Origin of the sequence: Actinoplanes utahensis (assembly GCF_016862455.1) — a bacterium.
GTDB lineage: Bacteria > Actinomycetota > Actinomycetes > Mycobacteriales > Micromonosporaceae > Actinoplanes > Actinoplanes utahensis.
The window spans coordinates 157,384-175,239 of sequence record NZ_BOMZ01000033.1; the positions used below are offsets into that span (position 1 = coordinate 157,384).

Sequence of the window (17,856 nt, forward strand, 5' to 3'; positions counted from 1 at the left end):
CCACATACACATCAGGGAAAGTGCCGGACGGCACTTTCCCTGATATCTGGCTTACCGCTGCTGCGCGACAGGATTACTCCGCGCTGTCACCCTCGGCCGGAGCCTCTTCCTCAGCCGGAGCCTCGTTCGACTGGGCGGCGTTGATGACCGCGAGCACCGTCTCCGGGTCGACCGCGAGCTCGATGCCCTTCGGCAGCTTCACATCGCCGGCGGTGATGTGCGAGCCGGCCTCCAGACCCTCGATCGAAACCTCCAGCTCGGAAGGCAGGTGCAGCGCCTCGGCGACCACCGCGACGGTGTTCGACTCGTGCACGATCAGGGTGTTCTTCGCGGCCTCACCGGTCAGGACGACGGTGATGTCCACCTGGATGCGCTCGCCACGCTTCACGATCAGCAGGTCAACGTGCTCGAACGTGTCACGGATCGGGTCACGCTGAATCGCCTTCGGCAGAGCCAGGGTGGCGGCCGCGTTGCCGGCGATGTCGATCGTGAAGATCTGGTTGATGCCGCCGTGGCGGATGGCGGCAGCGAACTCACGGGCGGGGAGGGCGATGTGCTGCGGCGCCTCGCCGTGGCCGTACAGCACGGCGGGCACGAGGCCGGCCCGGCGCGTGCGGCGGGCACCACCCTTGCCGAACTCGGTACGGGGCTCGGCGCTGATCTTTACCTCGGACACGGGGAAACTCCTGAAACTCTTCGATGCGGGCTGCGGCTAAGTCTGCGGCTGCGGTATCCGGCAGTGCTGCGTGGTGACTTTCGACGGCAATGAATACCTTCGAAAGTGACGGTGTTTCGGGCGCTGCCGGGCAAGGGGGCGCGCTGGGCACAGGCCCGGAGCACCGCGTCGATGACGGCACCTCGAGTGGACTGCGAACCTCAGCAGACCACGAGGCACCCTCGCCGTGGCAACCGCACTAGCTTACCTGCCACGATCGTGCATCGGTCAGCGGGTCCGCCCAGCAGGCGGCACCCTGCGAAAAAATCACCCTACCAAGGCCCGTTCACGACAACGGCGATGTCGTCACCCGCCCCAGCGGCCACAGAAGCCGCGGCGAGCCGTGAACGAGCCCGGTCAAGAACTACCGGATCAGCTCAGGCCACCGAACAAAGTGGTCACCGAACCGTCGTCGAACACCTCACGGATCGCCCGCGCCAACAGCGGAGCGATGGAAAGCACCGTGATCTTGTCGAGCCGCTTCTCCGGCGACAGCGGCAGCGTGTTCGTCACCACGAGCTCGCTGATCCGGCTGTTCTTCAGCCGCTCGGTAGCCGGATCGGAGAGCAGCGCGTGGGTGGACGCCACGATCACATCCGCCGCACCCTCCTGGAACAGGATGTCGGCGGCCTTGGCAATCGTGCCACCGGTATCGATCATGTCGTCGACGATCAGGCAGACCCGGCCCTCGACCTCACCGACCACCCGATTCGCCACCACCTGGTTCGGCTTCAACGGGTCACGCGTCTTGTGGATGAACGCCAGCGGGCAGCCACCCAGCCGGTCCGTCCAGCGCTCGGCGACCCGAACCCGGCCGGAGTCCGGCGCCACCACGGTCATCGGACGGCCGGCGTACTTCTTCTGCACGTAGTCGGCCAGGATGTCCATCGCGAACAGGTGATCCACCGGACCGTCGAAGAAACCCTGAATCTGCGCCGTGTGCAGGTCCACCGTGAGGATCCGGTTGGCGCCCGCCGTCTTCAACAGGTCAGCCACCAGCCGGGCCGAGATCGGCTCCCGGCCCCGGTGCTTCTTGTCCTGCCGCGAATACGGATAGAACGGCAGAACGACGGTGATCCGCTTGGCCGAGCCCCGCTTCAAGGCGTCGATCATGATGAGGGTCTCCATGACCCACCGGTTCACACCCTCGGTCACCGACTGGACGACGAAGGCATCCGACCCGCGGACCGAATCCTTGAACCGGACGAAAATCTCCCCGTTGGCGAATTCGTAGGAATCCGACGGCGTCGGCGCGACGCCGAGCACCTGGCCGATCTCCTCCGCCAGCTCGGGGAAACCCCGGCCGGAGAAAAGCATCAGACTCTTACGGTTCTCGGCGACGATGCTGCCCATCGGCTCGCTGCTCCCGTGGTTAGGGGGTAGGGGGTTCGCTTGAAGTATCCCTTGCGGCAACGTAACCGCCACGTTTCCAGGCCCCCGGGTGGGATGCCTCACCCCGGCTGGATCACTCCTGCTCAGGGGTGATATTCGCGGCCTCGGCAGCGGCTGCCGACACCGTGCCCGGACGCTTACGGGCGACCCAGCCCTCGATGTTGCGCTGCTGCGCGCGGGTCACCCCCAAGTGGCCCGCCGGGACATCCTTCTGCACGGCGCTGCCGGCCGCCACGTACGCCCCCGGGCCGATCTCGACCGGCGCGATCAGCACCGTGTCCGACCCGACGAACGCGGCCTCACCGACCGTGGTGTGACTCTTGTTGACACCGTCGTAGTTGGCGAAGATCGTGCCCGCCCCGATATTGGCCTTCGCCCCGATCGTCGCGTCACCCACATAGGTCAGGTGCGGCACCTTCGCACCCTCGCCGAGCTCGGCATTCTTCGTCTCGACGAAACCGCCGACCTTCGACTTACGAGCCAGCCTCGTCCCCGGCCGCAGATAGGAGAACGGGCCCACCGTCGCCGACGGGCCGATCTGCGCCCCGATCGAGTGAGTCCGCAGAACCGTCGCCCCCTCGGCCACAGTGGTGTCGACAAGAGTGGTGTCCGGGCCGATCACCGCACCGGTCGCCACCGAGCTCGCACCGAGGATCTGAGTGTTCTGGTCGACGACCGCGTCCGGCTCCAGAGTGGCGGTCACATCGATCCAGGCAGTCGCCGGATCCAGGATCAACACGCCGGAGCGCATCCAACCCTCGTTCACCCGATCGCGCATCAGCACCCGCAGCTTCGCCAACTCCGCCCGGTCGTTGCAACCGAGCGTCTCGTACGCGAACTCGGCCACCTCGATCGCCACCGGATGCCCCTCCGCCGCCAGAATCGCGAAGACGTCGGTCAGGTACTCCTCGCCCTGCGCATTGTCGGTGGACAACTTGCCCAGAGCGGCCCGCAGCAGCTCCGCGTCGAAAGCGTAGATCCCGGAGTTGATCTCCCGGATCCGCCGCTGCTCGTCACTCGCGTCCTTGGCCTCGACGATCCGCTCCAGATTGCCGTCGGCGCCCCGGACGATCCGGCCCAGACCGCCCGGCTCGGCCACCTCGGCGCTCAGCACGGTCGCCGCCGCGCCGGCCCCCTCGTGCCGGGCCAGCAGCGCCTCCACCGTCTCCGGGCGCAGCAGCGGCACATCGCCGCTGAGCACCACGACGGTGCCGGTCAGGTCAGGGGTGGCGTCCAGCGCGATCCGCACGGCATGGCCGGTCCCGTTCTGCTCGGCCTGCAGCACCGGCGTCGCCGCCGGCGCGACCTCGGCCAGGAACGCGCCGACCTGGTCGGCCTTGTGCCCGACGACGACCACGGTGCGGTCGGTGTTGATCGCCGAGGCGACGTGCAGGACGTGACCGAGCAGCGTCCGGCCGAGCAGCGGCTGCAGAACCTTGGGCGTCGCGGACTTCATCCGCTTGCCCTCACCGGCGGCGAGGACGACAACGGTACGGCTGGGGGCCTGGCTCACGCGGGACTCCATCGTTTCGCAGTGGCACCGTGCATATGCATGGGCGGCATCCCGCCACCTGCAACCATCCGGCGCTTATACCACAAAAATTGCTCGGCCGCCAGGACTCGAACCCGGAAAGCTAGGACCAAAACCTAGAGTGTTGCCAATTACACCACGGCCGACTGGTTCTGAGGACAGCCTAGCGTCCCGGTCCGGGATCACGATAAGCGGACGAAGCCTCTTGGACGACCGCCTTGACCACACCCTCCATACGCCAGTAGAACTTCCGGGACTTCGGCGCCGCAATCGTGAGGCATCCGTGGTAGTCGTCGCCCACGTTGTGCCGGACGGTCTTGGGATCATGGGACTTGATCGTCGGCTTCTGGAAGGCGTCGCGGGGTATCGCCAACGTATCGGCCCACCAATCGGCGGCCATCACAGGATCAGCCGTCTCATGAATGCTGACGCGATAGCTCAGCTCGTCGAGGCGGTACCCGCCGAGCTGGAGAAACCGCAGGTGTAGGGCCAGCAGACCGGGATCACTGTTGATGAAGACCAGCCGGTCGCGACGTGCCCACGGTTTCGACTTGGCCCCCTCACACCAGTAGGCGACCGCCCCCATCAGAAGCACGTCACGATCCGACAGGTGGCCGACCTCCCGGGCCGCCGCGTCCCAGACCTCCACCTGCAATCGATCGCGATCAGTCCGGTAATCGTCCCAGCGCCCGGCGATCCGCTTCTCCGCCGGCTCGCGCTTCTCCTGAGCCCGCTCCGCATCCGGATCGAGGGGAACGTGGCCGACCCACCTGAACGCTGTCGATTTCGCGACACCCAGCTTGGCCGCGATGTCGTTGATCGACCATCCGGCCTCCCGCAGGTCGGCGGCCTCGCGCCGGAGGCCGTCCTTCGCGTTCGGCCGACGGGTCCACTCCGGTGGCTCGATGCCCCGAAGCCAGTCCGTCAGCGTCCCGTTGCTCACCCCGAAGATCTTCATCAACTGCGACCGCGACAGTCCCGGGTCGACCCGTAGCCGTCGCGCCTCGTCACGCATCTCGCCCTTGTCCATGTGAGCCCCCGCTCCTAGCCTGGTGGACACTGGGCACTCAGCCGCTTGACCAACACCAGCTAGTCGCACGACGGCTAGGCGCAAAGCTAGGGTATGGGATCACGGTGTCGGCGGGCAAGGAGTCGATGTGTCACTCCTGGCAGGATGGCCGGGTGACCGAGCGCGGGGACTTCAACGACAGGCAACGACGGGTCCGGATGCCGGCCGCCCAGCGCCGGGAGCAGCTGATCACCGTCGGTCGTCAGCTGTTCGCCGAGCGGGGGTACGACGCGACAAGCGTCGAGGAGGTCGCCGCCCGGGCCAAGGTCTCGAAGCCGGTGGTCTACGAGCACTTCGGCGGCAAGGAGGGTCTCTACGCGGTGGTCGTCGACCGCGAGGTGCGCGCGTTGTTGGACCGGATCGCCACGGCATTGACCGCCGGTCATCCGCGGGAGCTGCTGGAGCAGGCGACGCTGGCGCTGCTGGATTACATCGACGAGGAGCCGCACGGTTTCCAGGTGCTGGTGCGCAATTCGCCGTTGCTGTCGGCGTCGGGCAACTTCTCCAGCGTGATGAACGACGTGGCGCATCAGGCGAAGTACATTCTGGGCGCTGAGTTCAAGAGCCGGGGTCTGGACCCGAAACTCGCCGAGCTCTACTCGCAGGCGCTGGTGGGGATGGTGGCTCTGGTCGGGCAGTGGTGGCAGGAGGCGCGTAAACCCAAGAAGGAGGTGGTTGCCGCGCACCTGGTGAATCTCGCCTGGAACGGGCTGTCACACCTGGAGGCGAAGCCGGATCTGCTGACCCGCCGGGTCCGCTGAGGGACCCGGCGACGGATCAGAGGTCAGGCGGTCCGGCCCTCGCGGACCTGGCGCGGGGCCCCGGCCTGCGACTTCGGCGCGGACTTGCTGTAGAGGCTGACCGTGATCAGCAGCAGGCCGACGATGTAGGTGACGATCACGGTCGACATGGTGAATCCGAAGAAGTTCACGTCGTCGGTGCGGAGCACGCACAGTTCGTAGCTGCCGAGGACGAGCAGGCCCCAGCCCAGGTACTGGTCGATCGCCACGTCGATGTTGCGGCCGACCGCGGTGCCGAGCAGCACGATCGCGCCGAGGGCCAGCGAGACGATCGACCAGGCCATGTTGCTGCCCTGGCCGAGTGCCCGCACGCCGGGCCCGGTGAAATCCTCACCCGAGGTCGTGATGAACCCGATGATGCCGAACGCCACCAGGTAGGCCCCGGTGATGAAGCCGACGATCCGGTAGATCGGCCGAAGCGGGTGATTGACCGGGGTGTGCGCCATGGTTCCGTCTCCAAGGTCAGGTGTCTTCGCGTCGATTCTCGCGTATCCCCGACAAGCGGCGCAGGCACACCCCCCGGATCACGAATTACGACAACTGCTCCGCCAGTTCCAGCCAGGCCTCTTCGGCCTCGGCCTTCTCCTGCTGCACCGCCTTGAGCTGAGCCTCCAGCTCGACCAGCTTGTCGTAGTCGCTGCCGTGCACGGCCAGGTTCTCGTTGATCCGGGCTTCCTTCTCGGCGAGCTTCTCCATCTGCCGTTCGAGTTTCGCCAGGTCTTTCTTGGCTTGGCGCAGCTCGCCGGAGGACAGGCCGCTCACGGCCTGCTGCGCTTGCGGCACACCCTTGGGGGGTACGCCCGGAGCGGTGGGAGTGCCCACCCGGGCCAGGTATTCGTCGACGCCGCCGGGCAGGTGCACCATCTTCCCGTCGCCGAACATGCCGTAGACGGTGTCGGTGACCCGCTCCACCAGGTATCGGTCGTGGCTGGCCACCACCATGGTGCCGGGCCAGGAGTCGAGCAGGTCTTCCAGCGCGGCGAGGGTGTCGGTGTCCAGGTCGTTGGTCGGTTCGTCGAGCAGCAGCACGTTCGGTTCGGTGGCGAGCAGGCGCAGCATCTGCAGCCGTCGGCGCTCACCGCCGGACAGGTCGCTGACCGGCGTCCAGATCCGTTTGTCGGTGAAGCCGAACACTTCGGCGAGCTGGCCGGCCGAGAGTTCCCGGTCGCCGAGCTTGACGCGTTTGGCGACCTCTTCGACCGCCTCGAGCAGGCGCAGGTTGCCGGGTAGCTCCTTGAGCTCCTGGGACAGGAAGGCCGGCCGCACCGTCGATCCGGTGACCAGACGGCCGCCGTCCGGCGTGGTGACTCCCGCGAGCATCCGCAGCAGGGTGGTCTTGCCCGCTCCGTTGGCACCCAGGATCGCGATCCGGTCGCCGGGGCCGACCTGCCAGGTCAGGTCTTGGAAGATCGGTTTCGGTCCGGCTTTGAGCTCGATCCGCTCCAGGTCGTAGACCTGTTTGCCGAGCCGGGTGGTGGCCAGGCGTTGGAGGCTCATCTGGTCGCGGGCCGGCGGCACGTCGGCGATCAGCGCGTTGGCCGCGTCGATCCGGAACTTCGGTTTGGACGTGCGGGCCGGCGGGCCTCGGCGCAGCCAGGCGATCTCTTTGCGGAGCAGGTTCTGCCGGCGGGCCTCGATCGAGGCGGCGATCCGCTGACGCTCGGCGCGGGCCAGAATCCAGGCGGCGTAGCCACCCTCGTAGGTGTGCACCTGCTCGTCCACGACCTCCCAGGTCATGGTGCAGACGGCGTCGAGGAACCAGCGGTCGTGGGTGACGACCAGGAGCGCGCCCCGGCGGGTCAGCAGGTGTTTGGCCAGCCAGTCGACGCCTGCGACGTCGAGATGGTTGGTGGGCTCGTCGAGGATCAGCAGATCGCTCTGCCGGACCAGCAGCGCGGCCAGGGCGACCCGGCGGCGCTCGCCGCCGGACATCGGCCCGACCGGCGTGTCCAGGCCCAGATGGCCCATGCCGAGCCCGTCGAGGATGGTGCGCACCCCGGCGTCGCCGGCCCACTCGTGCTCGGCGCCCATGCTTTGCGGCAGCCATGCGGTGCCGAGCACGACGTCGCGCACGGTCAGGTCGCCGGCGAGGTCGAGCGTCTGCGGCAGGGTCGCGACGCGCAGGTCGCGGCGGTGCGTGACGCGGCCGGAGTCCGGCTCTTCGGTTTTGGCGAGCATGCGGAGCAGAGTCGATTTGCCGGCGCCGTTGAGGCCGACGATGCCGATGCGGGCGTCGTCGTCCAGGCCGAGCGAAACGTCGGTGAGCAACTGGCCGGCTGCGCCGTAACCCTTGCTGACCCGGTCCAGGTTGATGATGTTGGCCACGATGCGTCTAGGTTACCCGCGCGCCCGGCTGTGGTCCGCGGGCGGTGACCACGGCCCGGCACACTCGCGCCGCCGAGAGCCCGTCGGCGACCTCTTGCGCGTGTGCCGCGTCGGCGGCCAGGAAGACACAGGTCGGCCCGGATCCGGAGACGAGCCCGGCGAGCGCGCCGGCCTCGTGCCCGGCTTTCAGCACGTCGGCCAGCTGCGGGCGCAGCGAGAGGGCGGCTGCCTGCAGGTCGTTGCCGAGCGCCTCGCCGAGCACCTCCGGGTCGCGCTGGCGCATCGCGGCCATCAGCCGGTCGGTGCCGCCGAGCGGGACGGGCGGCGCCGGCTGGTCGGCGGCGCGCAGCCGATCCAGTTCGCGGTAGACCGCCGGGGTGGACAGGCCGCCGTCGGCGATGGCCACCACCCAGTGCCAGACGGTCGGGCGGGCCAGGATCGGGCTGACCGCCTCGCCGTGGCCGGTGCCGAGGGCGGTGCCGCCGTGCAGCAGGAACGGCACGTCGGAGCCGAGCTCGGCGCCCACCTCGGCCAGCTCGTCCCGGGACATGCCGAGACCCCAGAGCAGGTCGCAGGCGATCAGTGTGGCGGCCGCGTCGGCGCTGCCGCCGGCCAGCCCCCCGGCCAGCGGGATGCTCTTGCGCAGGTGCAGTCGCGCGAACGCGGGCACCTGCCGCCGGGCGGCCAGCGCCCGGGCGGCCCGGATGATCAGGTTCGACTCGTCGAGGGCCAGCTCACCGGTGCCCTCACCCTCCATGGTGAGTGTGAGGGTGTCCCCGCGGCGGGCGGTGAGCTCGTCGAAGAGGCTGATCGCGTGGTAGACGGTGTTCAGCTCGTGATAGCCGTCGGGCCGCAGCGGGCCCACCCCGAGATGCAGGTTGATCTTTGCCGGGACTCGCACCTTGACCGGACCACGGTGCGGGCGGGGCTCGTCGTCGTCCGGTCCCCACGCCTCCGTCACGGAATGTTGTCCCGGGTCGCGAACGGCTTGCTCAACACCAGCTCCGTATCGGAATCGCCGGGCGGTACGGCTGTCATGAGTCGACCTCCTCGGGCTCTGCGCGGGACGGGGTGAGCTTACCGCCGTACCCCGACAGTTTTGCCTCTGCCGCGATCGCGGCGAACTCGCCCACCGTGAGCGACTCGCCTCGCGCCTGCGGGCTCACCCCGGCCGCCCGCAGCACCGTCTCCGCCCGGTCCGGGCCGCCGGCCCAGCCGGCCAGAGCCGCCCGCAGGGTCTTGCGCCGCTGCGCGAACGCCGCGTCCACCACGGCGAACACGTCGGCGCGGGCCACGCCGGCCGCCGGTGGCTCCCGGCGGGCGAAGAAGACCAGCCCGGAATCCACGTTGGGCACCGGCCAGAACACCGCCGGTGGCACCTTCCCGGCCGGTTTGGCCTCGGCGTACCAGGCCAGTTTCACGGACGGGACCCCGTACACCTTCGAACCCGGACCGGCGGTGAGCCGATCGGCGACCTCTTTCTGCACCATCACCAGGCCGCCGCGCAGGGTGGGCAGTTGGGCGAGCAGGTGCAGCACCACGGGGACCGCCACGTTGTACGGCAGGTTCGCCACCAGCATCGTCGGCGCCGGGTCGAAGCGGTCGCCGGTGACCCTGAGCGCGTCGGCGAGATGCACTGACAGGTGCGGCACGGCGACGGTCTCCGGCAGTGCCGCGGCCAGGGTCGGATCGATCTCCACGGCGTGCACGTGCCGCACCGCCCCGACCAGGCCCAGCGTGAGCGAGCCGAGGCCGGGCCCGACTTCGAGGGCCACGTCGTCGGGCCGCAGCTGGGCGGCCGTGACGATGCGCCGGATGGTGTTCGGGTCGTGCAGGAAGTTCTGGCCGAGCTTCTTGGTCGGCGCGACCCCGAGACGCGCGGCCAGGTCCCGGATCTCCGCCGGGCCGAGAAGTGAATCAGCCATGCCGCAGAGCCTACGGTGACCGGGCCGGGCCACTGGACACCGCCGGGTAGGAATTGAGTGATGGTGGAGTTGCTGGAACTGCGCGGAGTGGTGGAAGCGACGCCGGACGAGGTCGCCGAGGTGCTGCTGGACGCCCGGCCCGGCGGGCGGTCGCCGCTGGCGGCCCCGGGCACGACCGAGATCGCCGACGACGGCGGCGACGAGTTCGTGATGTTCCGGGAGGGCAGCCGGATCACCGTGACGATCGACCGCCGGGCCCGTTCGGTGGCTCTTCAGGGCGAATGGTGGTACCGCGGGGTCACCACGGTCGAGCCCGACCCGCGCGGCGCGCTGGTGATCCACCGGATCTACAACGTCGCTCCCGGGCATGGCTGGGCGGTGCGGATGGTCGCCCGCGGCCCGCTGCACGCGGCGCCGACCGGTTTCGCCACCCAGCTCGAGCAGCTCAGCCGCGAGCTGGGCACCACGGCCTGGGTGGAGACCGACTGACACCCGGAAATCCCGGGGCCGGGTGCCGGGGTCAGCGCCAGCTGCCGAAGACGGCCTCCCCGTTGGCGGAGATCGCGGCGCACAGGGTGTCCAGGTCGGTGCCGGTCGTCTCGGCGAGCAGCCGCATGGTCAGCGGCACCAGATAGGAGGCGTTGGGCCGGCCCCGGTACGGGATCGGCGTCAGGTACGGCGCGTCCGTCTCCACCATCATCTGTCCGGGCGGGGTGATCGCGGCCGCCTCGCGCAGGTTGCCGGCGCTGGCGAAGGTGACCGTCCCGGCGAAGCTGAGGTAGTAGCCGCGGCGCACGCACTCGGCGGCGAACTCGGCGTCCCCGGAGAAGCAGTGCAGCACCACCCGGTCCGGCGCGCCCTCGGAGTCCAGGACGCGCAGCACGTCGGCGTGCGCGTCCCGGTCGTGGATGATCAGCGCCTTGCCGTACCGCTTGGCGATGGCGATGTGGGCGCGGAAGCTCTCCTCCTGTGCCGCCCGGCCGTCGTCCCCGGTCCGGAAGGTGTCCAGTCCGGTCTCGCCGACGCCACGGACCCGGGGCCGGGCCGCGAGCGATTCGATCTCGCGCAGCGCCTCGTCCAGATCGGACAGCCGGGGCGCCTCGTTGGGGTGCAGGGCGACCGCGGCCAGCACCGCGCCGTGCCGCTCGGCCAGGTCGGCGCCCCACCGCGACGAGGCGACGTCCACTCCGACCTGGACCAGTCGATCCACGCCGCTCTTGGCCGCGGCGTCGACGAGCGCGTCGACCGGGTCGCCGGCGGTGTCGCCGGGCACTCCGGCTTCCTGGATCGTCAGGTCGAGGTGGGTGTGGCTGTCGAAGACCGGCACAGCGAGCGGCTCGGGCGCCGGCGGGAACTCCCCGGAGCGGCGGGATTCCTTTTTGCGGCGCGATTCGGATGGTGAAGGCATGTGAGACATTGTGCACGTCCCATTTTTCGGTAACCGGCCGTTCATCCGATATCCACCGCCGTCACTTACGTTGCGCCGCGTGACCGTGACCGGTGAGGACAGTGACCTCGGCTCCGACCCGCTCGACCCACCTCTGATGGCGCCTCTCCGCCGGGACATCAGCTGGCAGCAGGTGCAGTCGATGAGCCAGTCGGTGGGCTACCGCGACGATCCGGTGCTGCGCGGTATCCGGGCCACCGCGGCGATCCGCCGGGGCACCCGGATGACCAAGGTGCTCTCCCCCGCTCAGGTCGCCGGTCACCTCGGCGGATGGTTGCCGTACGGCTTCTGCTACCGCTCCTGCGACATCGCCCACCTGCGCGAACCCGAGCAGCTCGGCCTGCTGCGGACCGATGGCGCGACCGACGGCCAGGTGACGTTCGCGCTGCGGTGGCGGGCCACCGATCCGCTGGACTACGAGGTTCCGGCCGCGCCCGCGCATCCGGGCCTGGCCGCACTGCCCGGCCACTCCCGGATCGGGGCGATGGTGCTCGGCACCGGTTTCACGCCGAGCACCGACGATCTGATCCCGGAGTACGTGACGGCCGGGTTCGCGGACCTGCCGCTGTCGGCGAACGCGCAGATCCTGGCGTACGTTCCGGGCGGGGACGAGGTGGTGCTCTACACCTATCAGCCGGAGCAGAACGGCTGGCTGCGGCTGGCCGGGCCACGCTGGCGCGGCCTGCTCGGGGAGATTCCCGGTGGCAGCCCCGACCGGGAGTACGTGCCGTGCACGGCTTCCGGTTCGGCGCGCCTGGTCGGCCGGATCGACGGCAGCGAGTACGAGGCGGTCGCCGACCCGCCGGGCGAGTTCCGGGTGCGGGCGCTGACCCGCGCCGCCCGGTACCCGGTGCAGACCCTGAGCCGCCGCGCCGAGCAGGCCCGCTGGCGTGGCGCGGCCTGCTGGGTGCTCCAGCGCGACGAGACCTGGGCCCGGCTGCGGCTGCTGCGCCCGGACGCCGACACGATCAACTCGACCGGCGCCCGGTGCTACGAGCGGGGCATCTACGAATCCTGGGCGCCGGTCGACGAGCTGGCCGACCACCACATCGCGGAGATCGCGTACCCGATCTGATCAGGCTCCTTCGCCCAGGCGGGCGAGCTCCTCCTCGACGACCGACGGCTCCAGCTTGCGGAAGACCGGTTTCGGCGCGGCCAGCGGAGTGCCCGGGACGACCGGCACCGACTCCCAGCGGGCGCCGACCTTGTAGTCGCCGGTCAGCACCGGGTAGGCGGGGCCGCCGTCGAGATCCTCGACCTCCTCGATCCGCGGCATCGGCGCGTGCACGCCCTCGCCGCCGAGCAGCTCGAACACCTTCTGCGCGGAGTGCGGCAGGAACGGGGTGAGCAGCGTGTTCGCGTCGCTGATCACCTGCAGCGCGACGAAGAGGACGGTGGCCTGGCGCGGCTTGTCCTCCTCCGACTTCAGCTTCCACGGGGCCTGCTCGGACAGGTACTTGTTCGCCTCGGCGACCACCCGCATCGCCTCGCCGATCGCCGCCTTCTGCCGGTGCTTGCCGATCAGCTCGCCGACCGTGGTGAATCCGGCCTTGGCCACGGCGAGCACCGCCTCGTCCTCCGGCGTCAGCGGGCCCGGCGTGGGGATCGCCCCGAAGTTCTTCGCGGCCATCGAGATCGACCGGTTGACCAGGTTGCCCCAGCCGGCGACCAGTTCGTCGTTGTTGCGCCGGACGAACTCGGCCCAGGTGAAGTCGGTGTCGTTGGACTCCGGGCCGGCCGCGGCGATGAAGTAGCGCAGGGCGTCGGCGTCGTAGCGCTCCAGGAAGTCGCGCACGTAGATGACCACCCGGCGGGAGGAGGAGAACTTCTTGCCCTCCATCGTCAGGTACTCGCTGGAGACGACCTCGGTCGGCAGGTTCAGCTTGCCGAAGCTGCCGGCCTCGCCGCCCTTGTCGCCCTCGCCGGAGTAGCCCAGCAGCAGGGCCGGCCAGATCACCGAGTGGAAGACGATGTTGTCCTTGCCCATGAAGTAGTAGCCGAGCGCGTCCTTGCCTTGCGCGTCGGCCGACCACCACTGCCGCCAGGCCTCCGGGTCGCCGGTGCGCCGGGCCCATTCGATGGACGCCGACAGGTAGCCGATGACGGCGTCGAACCAGACGTAGATGCGCTTGTCGTTGCGGTCGCGCCAGCCGTCCAGCGGGATCGGCACGCCCCACTCCAGGTCCCGGGTGATGGCCCGGGGCTGCAGGTCGTCGAGCAGGTTGCGGGAGAACTTGAGGACGTTGGGCCGCCAGTTCTCCCGGCGGTCCAGCCAGCCGCCGATCGCCTCGGCGAAGGCCGGCAGGTCGAGGAAGAAGTGCTCGGTCTCGACGAACTGCGGGGTCTCGCCGTTGATCCGGGAGCGCGGATCGACCAGCTGCTCGGGGTCGAGCTGGTTGCCGCAGTTGTCGCACTGGTCGCCGCGGGCGCCCTCGTAGCCGCAGATCGGGCAGGTGCCCTCGATGTAGCGGTCGGGCAGGGTGCGGCCGGTGGACGGGGAGATCGCGCCGAGGGTGGTGCGGGCGACGATGTAGCCGTTGGCGTGCAGGCCCTCGAACAGCTCCTGCACGATCGCGTAGTGGTTGCGGGTGGTGGTGCGGGTGAACAGGTCGTAGGAGAGGCCGAGCCCGTGCAGATCCTCGACGATGACCCGGTTGTAACGGTCGGCGAGCTGACGCGGGGTGACCCCGTCGGCGTCCGCCTGCACCTGGATCGGGGTGCCGTGCTCGTCGGTGCCGGACACCATGAGCACGTCGTGGCCGGCCATCCGCATGTACCGGCTGAAGACGTCGGAGGGAACGCCGAAGCCGGAGACATGGCCGATGTGGCGCGGGCCGTTGGCGTAGGGCCAGGCAACCGCGGCGAGAACGTGACTCATGGCGTACAAGCGTAGTGACCGCTCAGGGGCGCTCGCCAACGGATCGCCAGTGTGCCTATTTGTCCCGACACGCCCGATCAGTGACGTGCTCGCGGCGGGACCGCGTCGTTCAATGGGCCTGTGACCGGAAACGTGCCGCAGCCAGGGGAAACGCCCCGCAGCCAGGGCAACCCGTGGACCCTGCCCGACCCCGACGTCGCCTGGGGGCGCAACGACGACCGGGACGGCCCCGTCATGGACGGCCTGCCGATCGTCGCCCGCGCGGCCGGGGCCCGTGACCTGACCGAGCACCTGGCCGACGAACGGCTCGCCACCGCGAACGAGCTGATGATCATCGACGTGGAGCCGGTTCCGGCGCCCGCGGCGGAACCGGAGGCGGCCGAACCGCAGACGGCCCGGCTGGAGCGGATGGAGAACCACCCGTTCTGGCTCAGCGAGGAGGAACGCGCCGCGACCGAGGTGGCGGTGGTCGACCGCCCGCCCGGCCGGCGCCGCCGCCGGCCGGCCCGCAACCCGCTCCCCGCACTGCTCTCCCTGGTGCTGCTGAGCCTGGTCGCGGCGTTCTTCGGCTGGGTCAGCGCGGAGCCGTTCTGGCTGGCCGTCGGGCACGGCGACACCGGGTACGCGACCACCACCCGCTGCCATGGTGACGGCCTGACCCAGCGCTGCACCGGGCGGTTCGCCACCACTGACGGCGACTTCGCCGTCTCCCGGGTGACGCTGCTGGGCATCGCCGGCCCGGCACGGGAGCCGGGGTCGATCTCGCCGGCCCGGATGGTGAGCCCGGCCAGCACCCAGGCCTACACCGCCCCGGCCGGGCCGCTCATGCACCTGCGCTGGGGGCTGGGCTTCCTGCTCGTGCTGATCTGCGGGTACGGCATCGCGGAGACGACCGGGGCCCGGCGGCTGCCGCCCCGGGCCCGGCGCACCGCGGTGATCGCCAGCTTCCTCGGCCCGCTGCTGCTGCTCGGCGGCTTCCTGGCGGCGGCGTACTGAATCAGGCGGCGTACGGCATCAGGCGGCGTACGGCATCAGGCGGCGTACGGCATCAACGGTTCTCGTGGACGAGGGCGTAGACCTCGCGTTTGCGCAGACCGTACTCATCGGCGACCGCCTGGATCGCGTCCCGCCGGGACGCCCCGGCCGCCTCCCGGCGAGCCACCTCCGCCCGGAGCTCGTCGTCGGCCGGTGCGATCGCGGGACCGGCCGGCGCGCCCCCTACCACCAGCGTGATCTCGCCGCGCGGCGGATCCGCCGCGGCGCCGGCGGCCAGCGCGCCGAGCGTGTCCCGGCGGATCTCCTCGTAGGTCTTGGTCAGCTCGCGGCAGACCGCGGCCGGCCGGTCGGCGCCGAAGATCGCCGCGAAGTCCTCGAGCGCGCCGACGATCCGGTGCGGGGCCTCGAAGAAGACCAGGGTGCGCGGTTCGGCGGCGAGCTCACGCAGGCGGGAGCGGCGGTTCGAGCCGGACCGGGGCAGGAAGCCCTCGAAGACGAACCGGTCGCTGGGCAGGCCGGAGAGCGCCAGCGCGGTGGTCACCGCGCTGGGCCCGGGCGCCGCGGTGACCGGGAAGCCGGCATCGAGCGCGGCCCGGACCAGACGGAAGCCGGGATCGGAGACGCTGGGCATGCCACCGTCGGTCACCACGGCGACCACGGCGCCGCCCGTCAAGGCCTCGACCAGTTCGGGGGTACGCCGTTCGTCGTTGCCCTCGAAGTAGGAGACCACCCGGCCGCGCACGGTGACGTCCAGGTCCTTGGCGAGCCGGCTCAGCCGCCGGGTGTCCTCCGCCGCGATCACGTCCGCCGTGGCCAGGACCTCGCGGAGGCGGGCCGAGGCGTCGCCGGTGTTGCCCAGCGGGGCCCCCGCCAGGATCACCCGGCCACCGGCTTCTTCTGCATCAGGCATCGCAAAAGTCCATCACATGGCAGGACGCGCCGACGGCGGGCATCGGTTCTCAGAGTCGCAGCCTACGATCGCGGGGTGACGACGGCGGCGACAGCTGAGACAGACCCCACCACCGCGGACTCCCCCGCCGGGGCCGAGTCGCCGGGCGTGCGTGCCATCCCCCAGATCGTCCGGCGTCGCCTGTCGACGCTGGACCGGCGTTTCGATCCTTACTCCTGGCTGGTGACCCTGGTCATCACGGCGGCCGCGGGCATCCTGCGGTTCTCCGGGCTGGACCGGATCAAGGGTCACATCTTCGACGAGGTCTACTACCCCACCGACGCGTGGGACATGCTGCAACACGGCGTGGAGTGGGACGAGAAGGTCAACGGCGCGGCCTATGTCGTGCACCCCCCGCTGGGCAAATGGCTGATCGCGTTCGGCGAGCACTTCTTCGGCAACAACGAGTTCGGCTGGCGGTTCTCCACGGCGGTGGCCGGCACCCTGATGGTGCTGATCCTGATCCGGGTGGCCTACCGGATGTTCCACTCCATCGTGCTGGCCGGGACGGCCGGCCTGCTGATGACGCTGGACGGCTTCCAGCTGGTGCTGTCGCGCACCTCGCTGCTGGACATCTTCATCGGCCTGTTCATCCTGATGACGTTCGCCGCGATGGTGCTGGACCGGGATCACTACCGGCGCAGCTGGCAGCGCGCGCTGGAGAACGGGTTCGACCCGGACGCGACCGCGCGCATCCCCCGGATCGTGCCGTGGTGGCTGCTGGTCTCCGGAGTCACCTTCGGCATGGCCTGCGGCGTCAAGTGGAGCGCGCTGTTCTTCGCCCCGTTCTTCGCCGGGCTGGTGCTGGTCTGGCGGGTGCAGGCGCGCCGTTCCGCCGGGGTGCGCGGGCCGATCGTCGCCGGCATCCTCGGCGACCTGGGCTGGCTGATCCTCAGCTTCGTGCTGACCGTCCTGGTCTACCTGGCCTGCTGGACCGGCTGGTTCGTGACCGACGAGGGCTACTTCCGGCACTACCGGGCGGACAACGGGTGGAGCGAGCCGCCGATCATCGGCCCGCTGCTCAACCTGATCCACTACCACCAGGAAGCGTTCAACTTCCACACCGGACTGACCCAGAAGCACACCTACCAGTCGTGGCCGTGGCAGTGGCTGATGCTCGGGCGGCCGGTGGCGTTCTACTGGAGCTCGGCCGGCGGGTGCGGCACGACCAGCTGCGCGGCGGAGATCCTGCTGCTGGGCACGCCGATCCTGTGGTGGGCGTTCATCCCGGCGACGTTCGTGGTGGCGTGGTTCGGCATCGCCCGGCGTGACTGGCGGGCCTACGCGATCATCACCGGGGTGGTCGGCGGCCTGCTGCCGTGGTTCTACTTCGCGGTCAAGGACGGCCGGACGATGTTCTCGTTCTACGCGATGCCGGCGCTGCCGTTCCTCATCCTGGCGGTGGTCTACGCCCTCGGGGCGATCATGACGCCACCGGACGGGATGGTCTCGGGGGCGGCACGGTCGGACCGGCAGATCGTGGGCACCGTCGTGGCCGCGACCTTCGTCATCCTGGTCGCGCTGTGTTTCGCCTACTTCCACCCGGTTTTCGTGGGCACGCTCATGCCGTACGACGACTGGTCGGTGCGCATGTGGCTGGGCGGCCGCTGGATCTGAGATCGGCCCGGAAACGAAAGGGCGCGCCCCGATCGCCTGCCACGGGGGAAGCGGGCGATTGGGGCGCGCAGGAGAAGCTTAACGAGGCGGGATGGCGTGCACAACGGGTCACGGCGCGAGATTGTCGTGTCGCTGCCACCATCCCATTGATTCGGACATTATGCTTTTATCTCGCTTATAGGTTTTTATCGTTTCGCGAGAATTGCTCGATT

General features: G+C 69.8%; 16 protein-coding genes and 1 tRNA gene. 5 read left to right on the plus strand and 12 right to left on the minus strand.

The window, feature by feature from the left end; genetic code table 11:
- Positions 1–73: 73 nt before the first annotated feature.
- From Aut01nite_RS10930 to Aut01nite_RS10950, 5 genes are all read right to left on the minus strand, one after another.
- Complete coding sequence (locus Aut01nite_RS10930; protein WP_043533350.1) at positions 74–676, minus strand: 50S ribosomal protein L25/general stress protein Ctc; 603 nt, start codon at positions 674–676, stop codon at positions 74–76.
- A 411-nt stretch (positions 677–1,087) separates the two neighbouring features.
- Complete coding sequence (locus Aut01nite_RS10935) at positions 1,088–2,068, minus strand: ribose-phosphate diphosphokinase (RefSeq protein ID WP_043533348.1); 981 nt, start codon at positions 2,066–2,068, stop codon at positions 1,088–1,090.
- Positions 2,069–2,180: 112 nt separating this feature from the next.
- Positions 2,181–3,620, minus strand: coding sequence for a bifunctional UDP-N-acetylglucosamine diphosphorylase/glucosamine-1-phosphate N-acetyltransferase GlmU (gene glmU / locus Aut01nite_RS10940; protein WP_043533346.1), 1,440 nt, complete (start codon positions 3,618–3,620; stop codon positions 2,181–2,183).
- A 92-nt stretch (positions 3,621–3,712) separates the two neighbouring features.
- Positions 3,713–3,784: transfer RNA gene (locus Aut01nite_RS10945), tRNA-Gln, on the minus strand.
- A 17-nt stretch (positions 3,785–3,801) separates the two neighbouring features.
- Entirely contained in the window at positions 3,802–4,668 is an 867-nt protein-coding gene (locus tag Aut01nite_RS10950) for a helix-turn-helix domain-containing protein (RefSeq protein WP_043533344.1), read from the minus strand.
- A gap of 197 nt (positions 4,669–4,865) precedes the next feature.
- Between Aut01nite_RS10950 and Aut01nite_RS10955 the strand changes: the two genes are divergently transcribed.
- Positions 4,866–5,468: a TetR/AcrR family transcriptional regulator gene (locus Aut01nite_RS10955; RefSeq protein ID WP_043533575.1), complete on the plus strand. Its 603-nt coding sequence runs from the start codon at positions 4,866–4,868 to the stop codon at positions 5,466–5,468.
- Between the two features lie 23 nt (positions 5,469–5,491).
- On the opposite strand, the gene Aut01nite_RS10960 is transcribed toward Aut01nite_RS10955, so the two are convergent.
- From Aut01nite_RS10960 to rsmA, 4 genes are all read right to left on the minus strand, one after another.
- A complete protein-coding gene (locus Aut01nite_RS10960) occupies positions 5,492–5,953 on the minus strand; it encodes a DUF4383 domain-containing protein (RefSeq protein ID WP_043533342.1) in 462 nt (153 codons plus the stop codon).
- Positions 5,954–6,038: 85 nt separating this feature from the next.
- Positions 6,039–7,832: an ABC-F family ATP-binding cassette domain-containing protein gene (locus Aut01nite_RS10965; RefSeq protein WP_043533340.1), complete on the minus strand. Its 1,794-nt coding sequence runs from the start codon at positions 7,830–7,832 to the stop codon at positions 6,039–6,041.
- A gap of 7 nt (positions 7,833–7,839) precedes the next feature.
- Positions 7,840–8,793 carry a 4-(cytidine 5'-diphospho)-2-C-methyl-D-erythritol kinase gene (locus tag Aut01nite_RS10970; RefSeq protein WP_043533339.1) on the minus strand — a complete coding sequence of 318 codons (954 nt, stop codon included), beginning with the start codon at positions 8,791–8,793 and terminating at the stop codon, positions 7,840–7,842.
- 73 nt (positions 8,794–8,866) lie between these two features.
- Positions 8,867–9,757: a 16S rRNA (adenine(1518)-N(6)/adenine(1519)-N(6))-dimethyltransferase RsmA gene (gene rsmA / locus Aut01nite_RS10975; protein WP_043533337.1), complete on the minus strand. Its 891-nt coding sequence runs from the start codon at positions 9,755–9,757 to the stop codon at positions 8,867–8,869.
- Positions 9,758–9,817: 60 nt separating this feature from the next.
- On the opposite strand from rsmA, the gene Aut01nite_RS10980 reads away from it, so the two are divergent.
- Positions 9,818–10,246, plus strand: a complete 429-nt coding sequence (locus Aut01nite_RS10980) for a hypothetical protein (RefSeq protein WP_043533334.1) — start codon at positions 9,818–9,820, stop codon at positions 10,244–10,246.
- A 31-nt stretch (positions 10,247–10,277) separates the two neighbouring features.
- Here the strand turns inward: Aut01nite_RS10980 and Aut01nite_RS10985 are convergent, their stop codons facing one another.
- A complete protein-coding gene (locus tag Aut01nite_RS10985) occupies positions 10,278–11,165 on the minus strand; it encodes a TatD family hydrolase (protein WP_152629129.1) in 888 nt (295 codons plus the stop codon).
- Positions 11,166–11,244: 79 nt separating this feature from the next.
- On the opposite strand from Aut01nite_RS10985, the gene Aut01nite_RS10990 reads away from it, so the two are divergent.
- Positions 11,245–12,279 (plus strand): hypothetical protein, encoded by a 1,035-nt coding sequence (locus Aut01nite_RS10990; protein ID WP_043533330.1) that lies wholly within the window; start codon positions 11,245–11,247, stop codon positions 12,277–12,279.
- Here the strand turns inward: Aut01nite_RS10990 and metG are convergent, their stop codons facing one another.
- Complete coding sequence (gene metG / locus Aut01nite_RS10995) at positions 12,280–14,082, minus strand: methionine--tRNA ligase (RefSeq protein ID WP_043533328.1); 1,803 nt, start codon at positions 14,080–14,082, stop codon at positions 12,280–12,282.
- Between the two features lie 120 nt (positions 14,083–14,202).
- On the opposite strand from metG, the gene Aut01nite_RS11000 reads away from it, so the two are divergent.
- On the plus strand, positions 14,203–15,078 hold the full coding sequence (locus Aut01nite_RS11000; RefSeq protein WP_052164609.1) for a hypothetical protein: 876 nt from the start codon (positions 14,203–14,205) through the stop codon (positions 15,076–15,078).
- A gap of 52 nt (positions 15,079–15,130) precedes the next feature.
- On the opposite strand, the gene rsmI is transcribed toward Aut01nite_RS11000, so the two are convergent.
- The gene (gene rsmI, locus Aut01nite_RS11005; protein WP_043533326.1) at positions 15,131–15,988 is read right to left on the minus strand and encodes a 16S rRNA (cytidine(1402)-2'-O)-methyltransferase; all 858 of its coding nucleotides are present in this window, start codon (positions 15,986–15,988) and stop codon (positions 15,131–15,133) included.
- Between the two features lie 75 nt (positions 15,989–16,063).
- Here rsmI and Aut01nite_RS11010 point away from each other — a divergent pair, with 75 nt between their 5' ends.
- Positions 16,064–17,644 carry a dolichyl-phosphate-mannose--protein mannosyltransferase gene (locus Aut01nite_RS11010; protein ID WP_043533324.1) on the plus strand — a complete coding sequence of 527 codons (1,581 nt, stop codon included), beginning with the start codon at positions 16,064–16,066 and terminating at the stop codon, positions 17,642–17,644.
- Positions 17,645–17,856 lie beyond the last annotated feature (212 nt).

Bases quoted from the DNA above. Each gene is read 5' to 3' on its own strand.
- Aut01nite_RS10950 (WP_043533344.1), bottom strand. From the start codon at position 4,668: ATGGACAAGGGCGAGATGCGTGACGAGGCGCGACGGCTACGGGTCGAC.
- Aut01nite_RS10960 (WP_043533342.1), bottom strand. From the start codon at position 5,953: ATGGCGCACACCCCGGTCAATCACCCGCTTCGGCCGATCTACCGGATC.
- Aut01nite_RS10985 (WP_152629129.1), bottom strand. From the start codon at position 11,165: ATGCCTTCACCATCCGAATCGCGCCGCAAAAAGGAATCCCGCCGCTCC.
- rsmI (WP_043533326.1), bottom strand. From the start codon at position 15,988: ATGCCTGATGCAGAAGAAGCCGGTGGCCGGGTGATCCTGGCGGGGGCC.
- Aut01nite_RS10980 (WP_043533334.1), top strand. From the start codon at position 9,818: ATGGTGGAGTTGCTGGAACTGCGCGGAGTGGTGGAAGCGACGCCGGAC.
- metG (WP_043533328.1), bottom strand. From the start codon at position 14,082: ATGAGTCACGTTCTCGCCGCGGTTGCCTGGCCCTACGCCAACGGCCCG.
- Aut01nite_RS10955 (WP_043533575.1), top strand. From the start codon at position 4,866: ATGCCGGCCGCCCAGCGCCGGGAGCAGCTGATCACCGTCGGTCGTCAG.
- Aut01nite_RS10935 (WP_043533348.1), bottom strand. From the start codon at position 2,068: ATGGGCAGCATCGTCGCCGAGAACCGTAAGAGTCTGATGCTTTTCTCC.
- rsmA (WP_043533337.1), bottom strand. From the start codon at position 9,757: ATGGCTGATTCACTTCTCGGCCCGGCGGAGATCCGGGACCTGGCCGCG.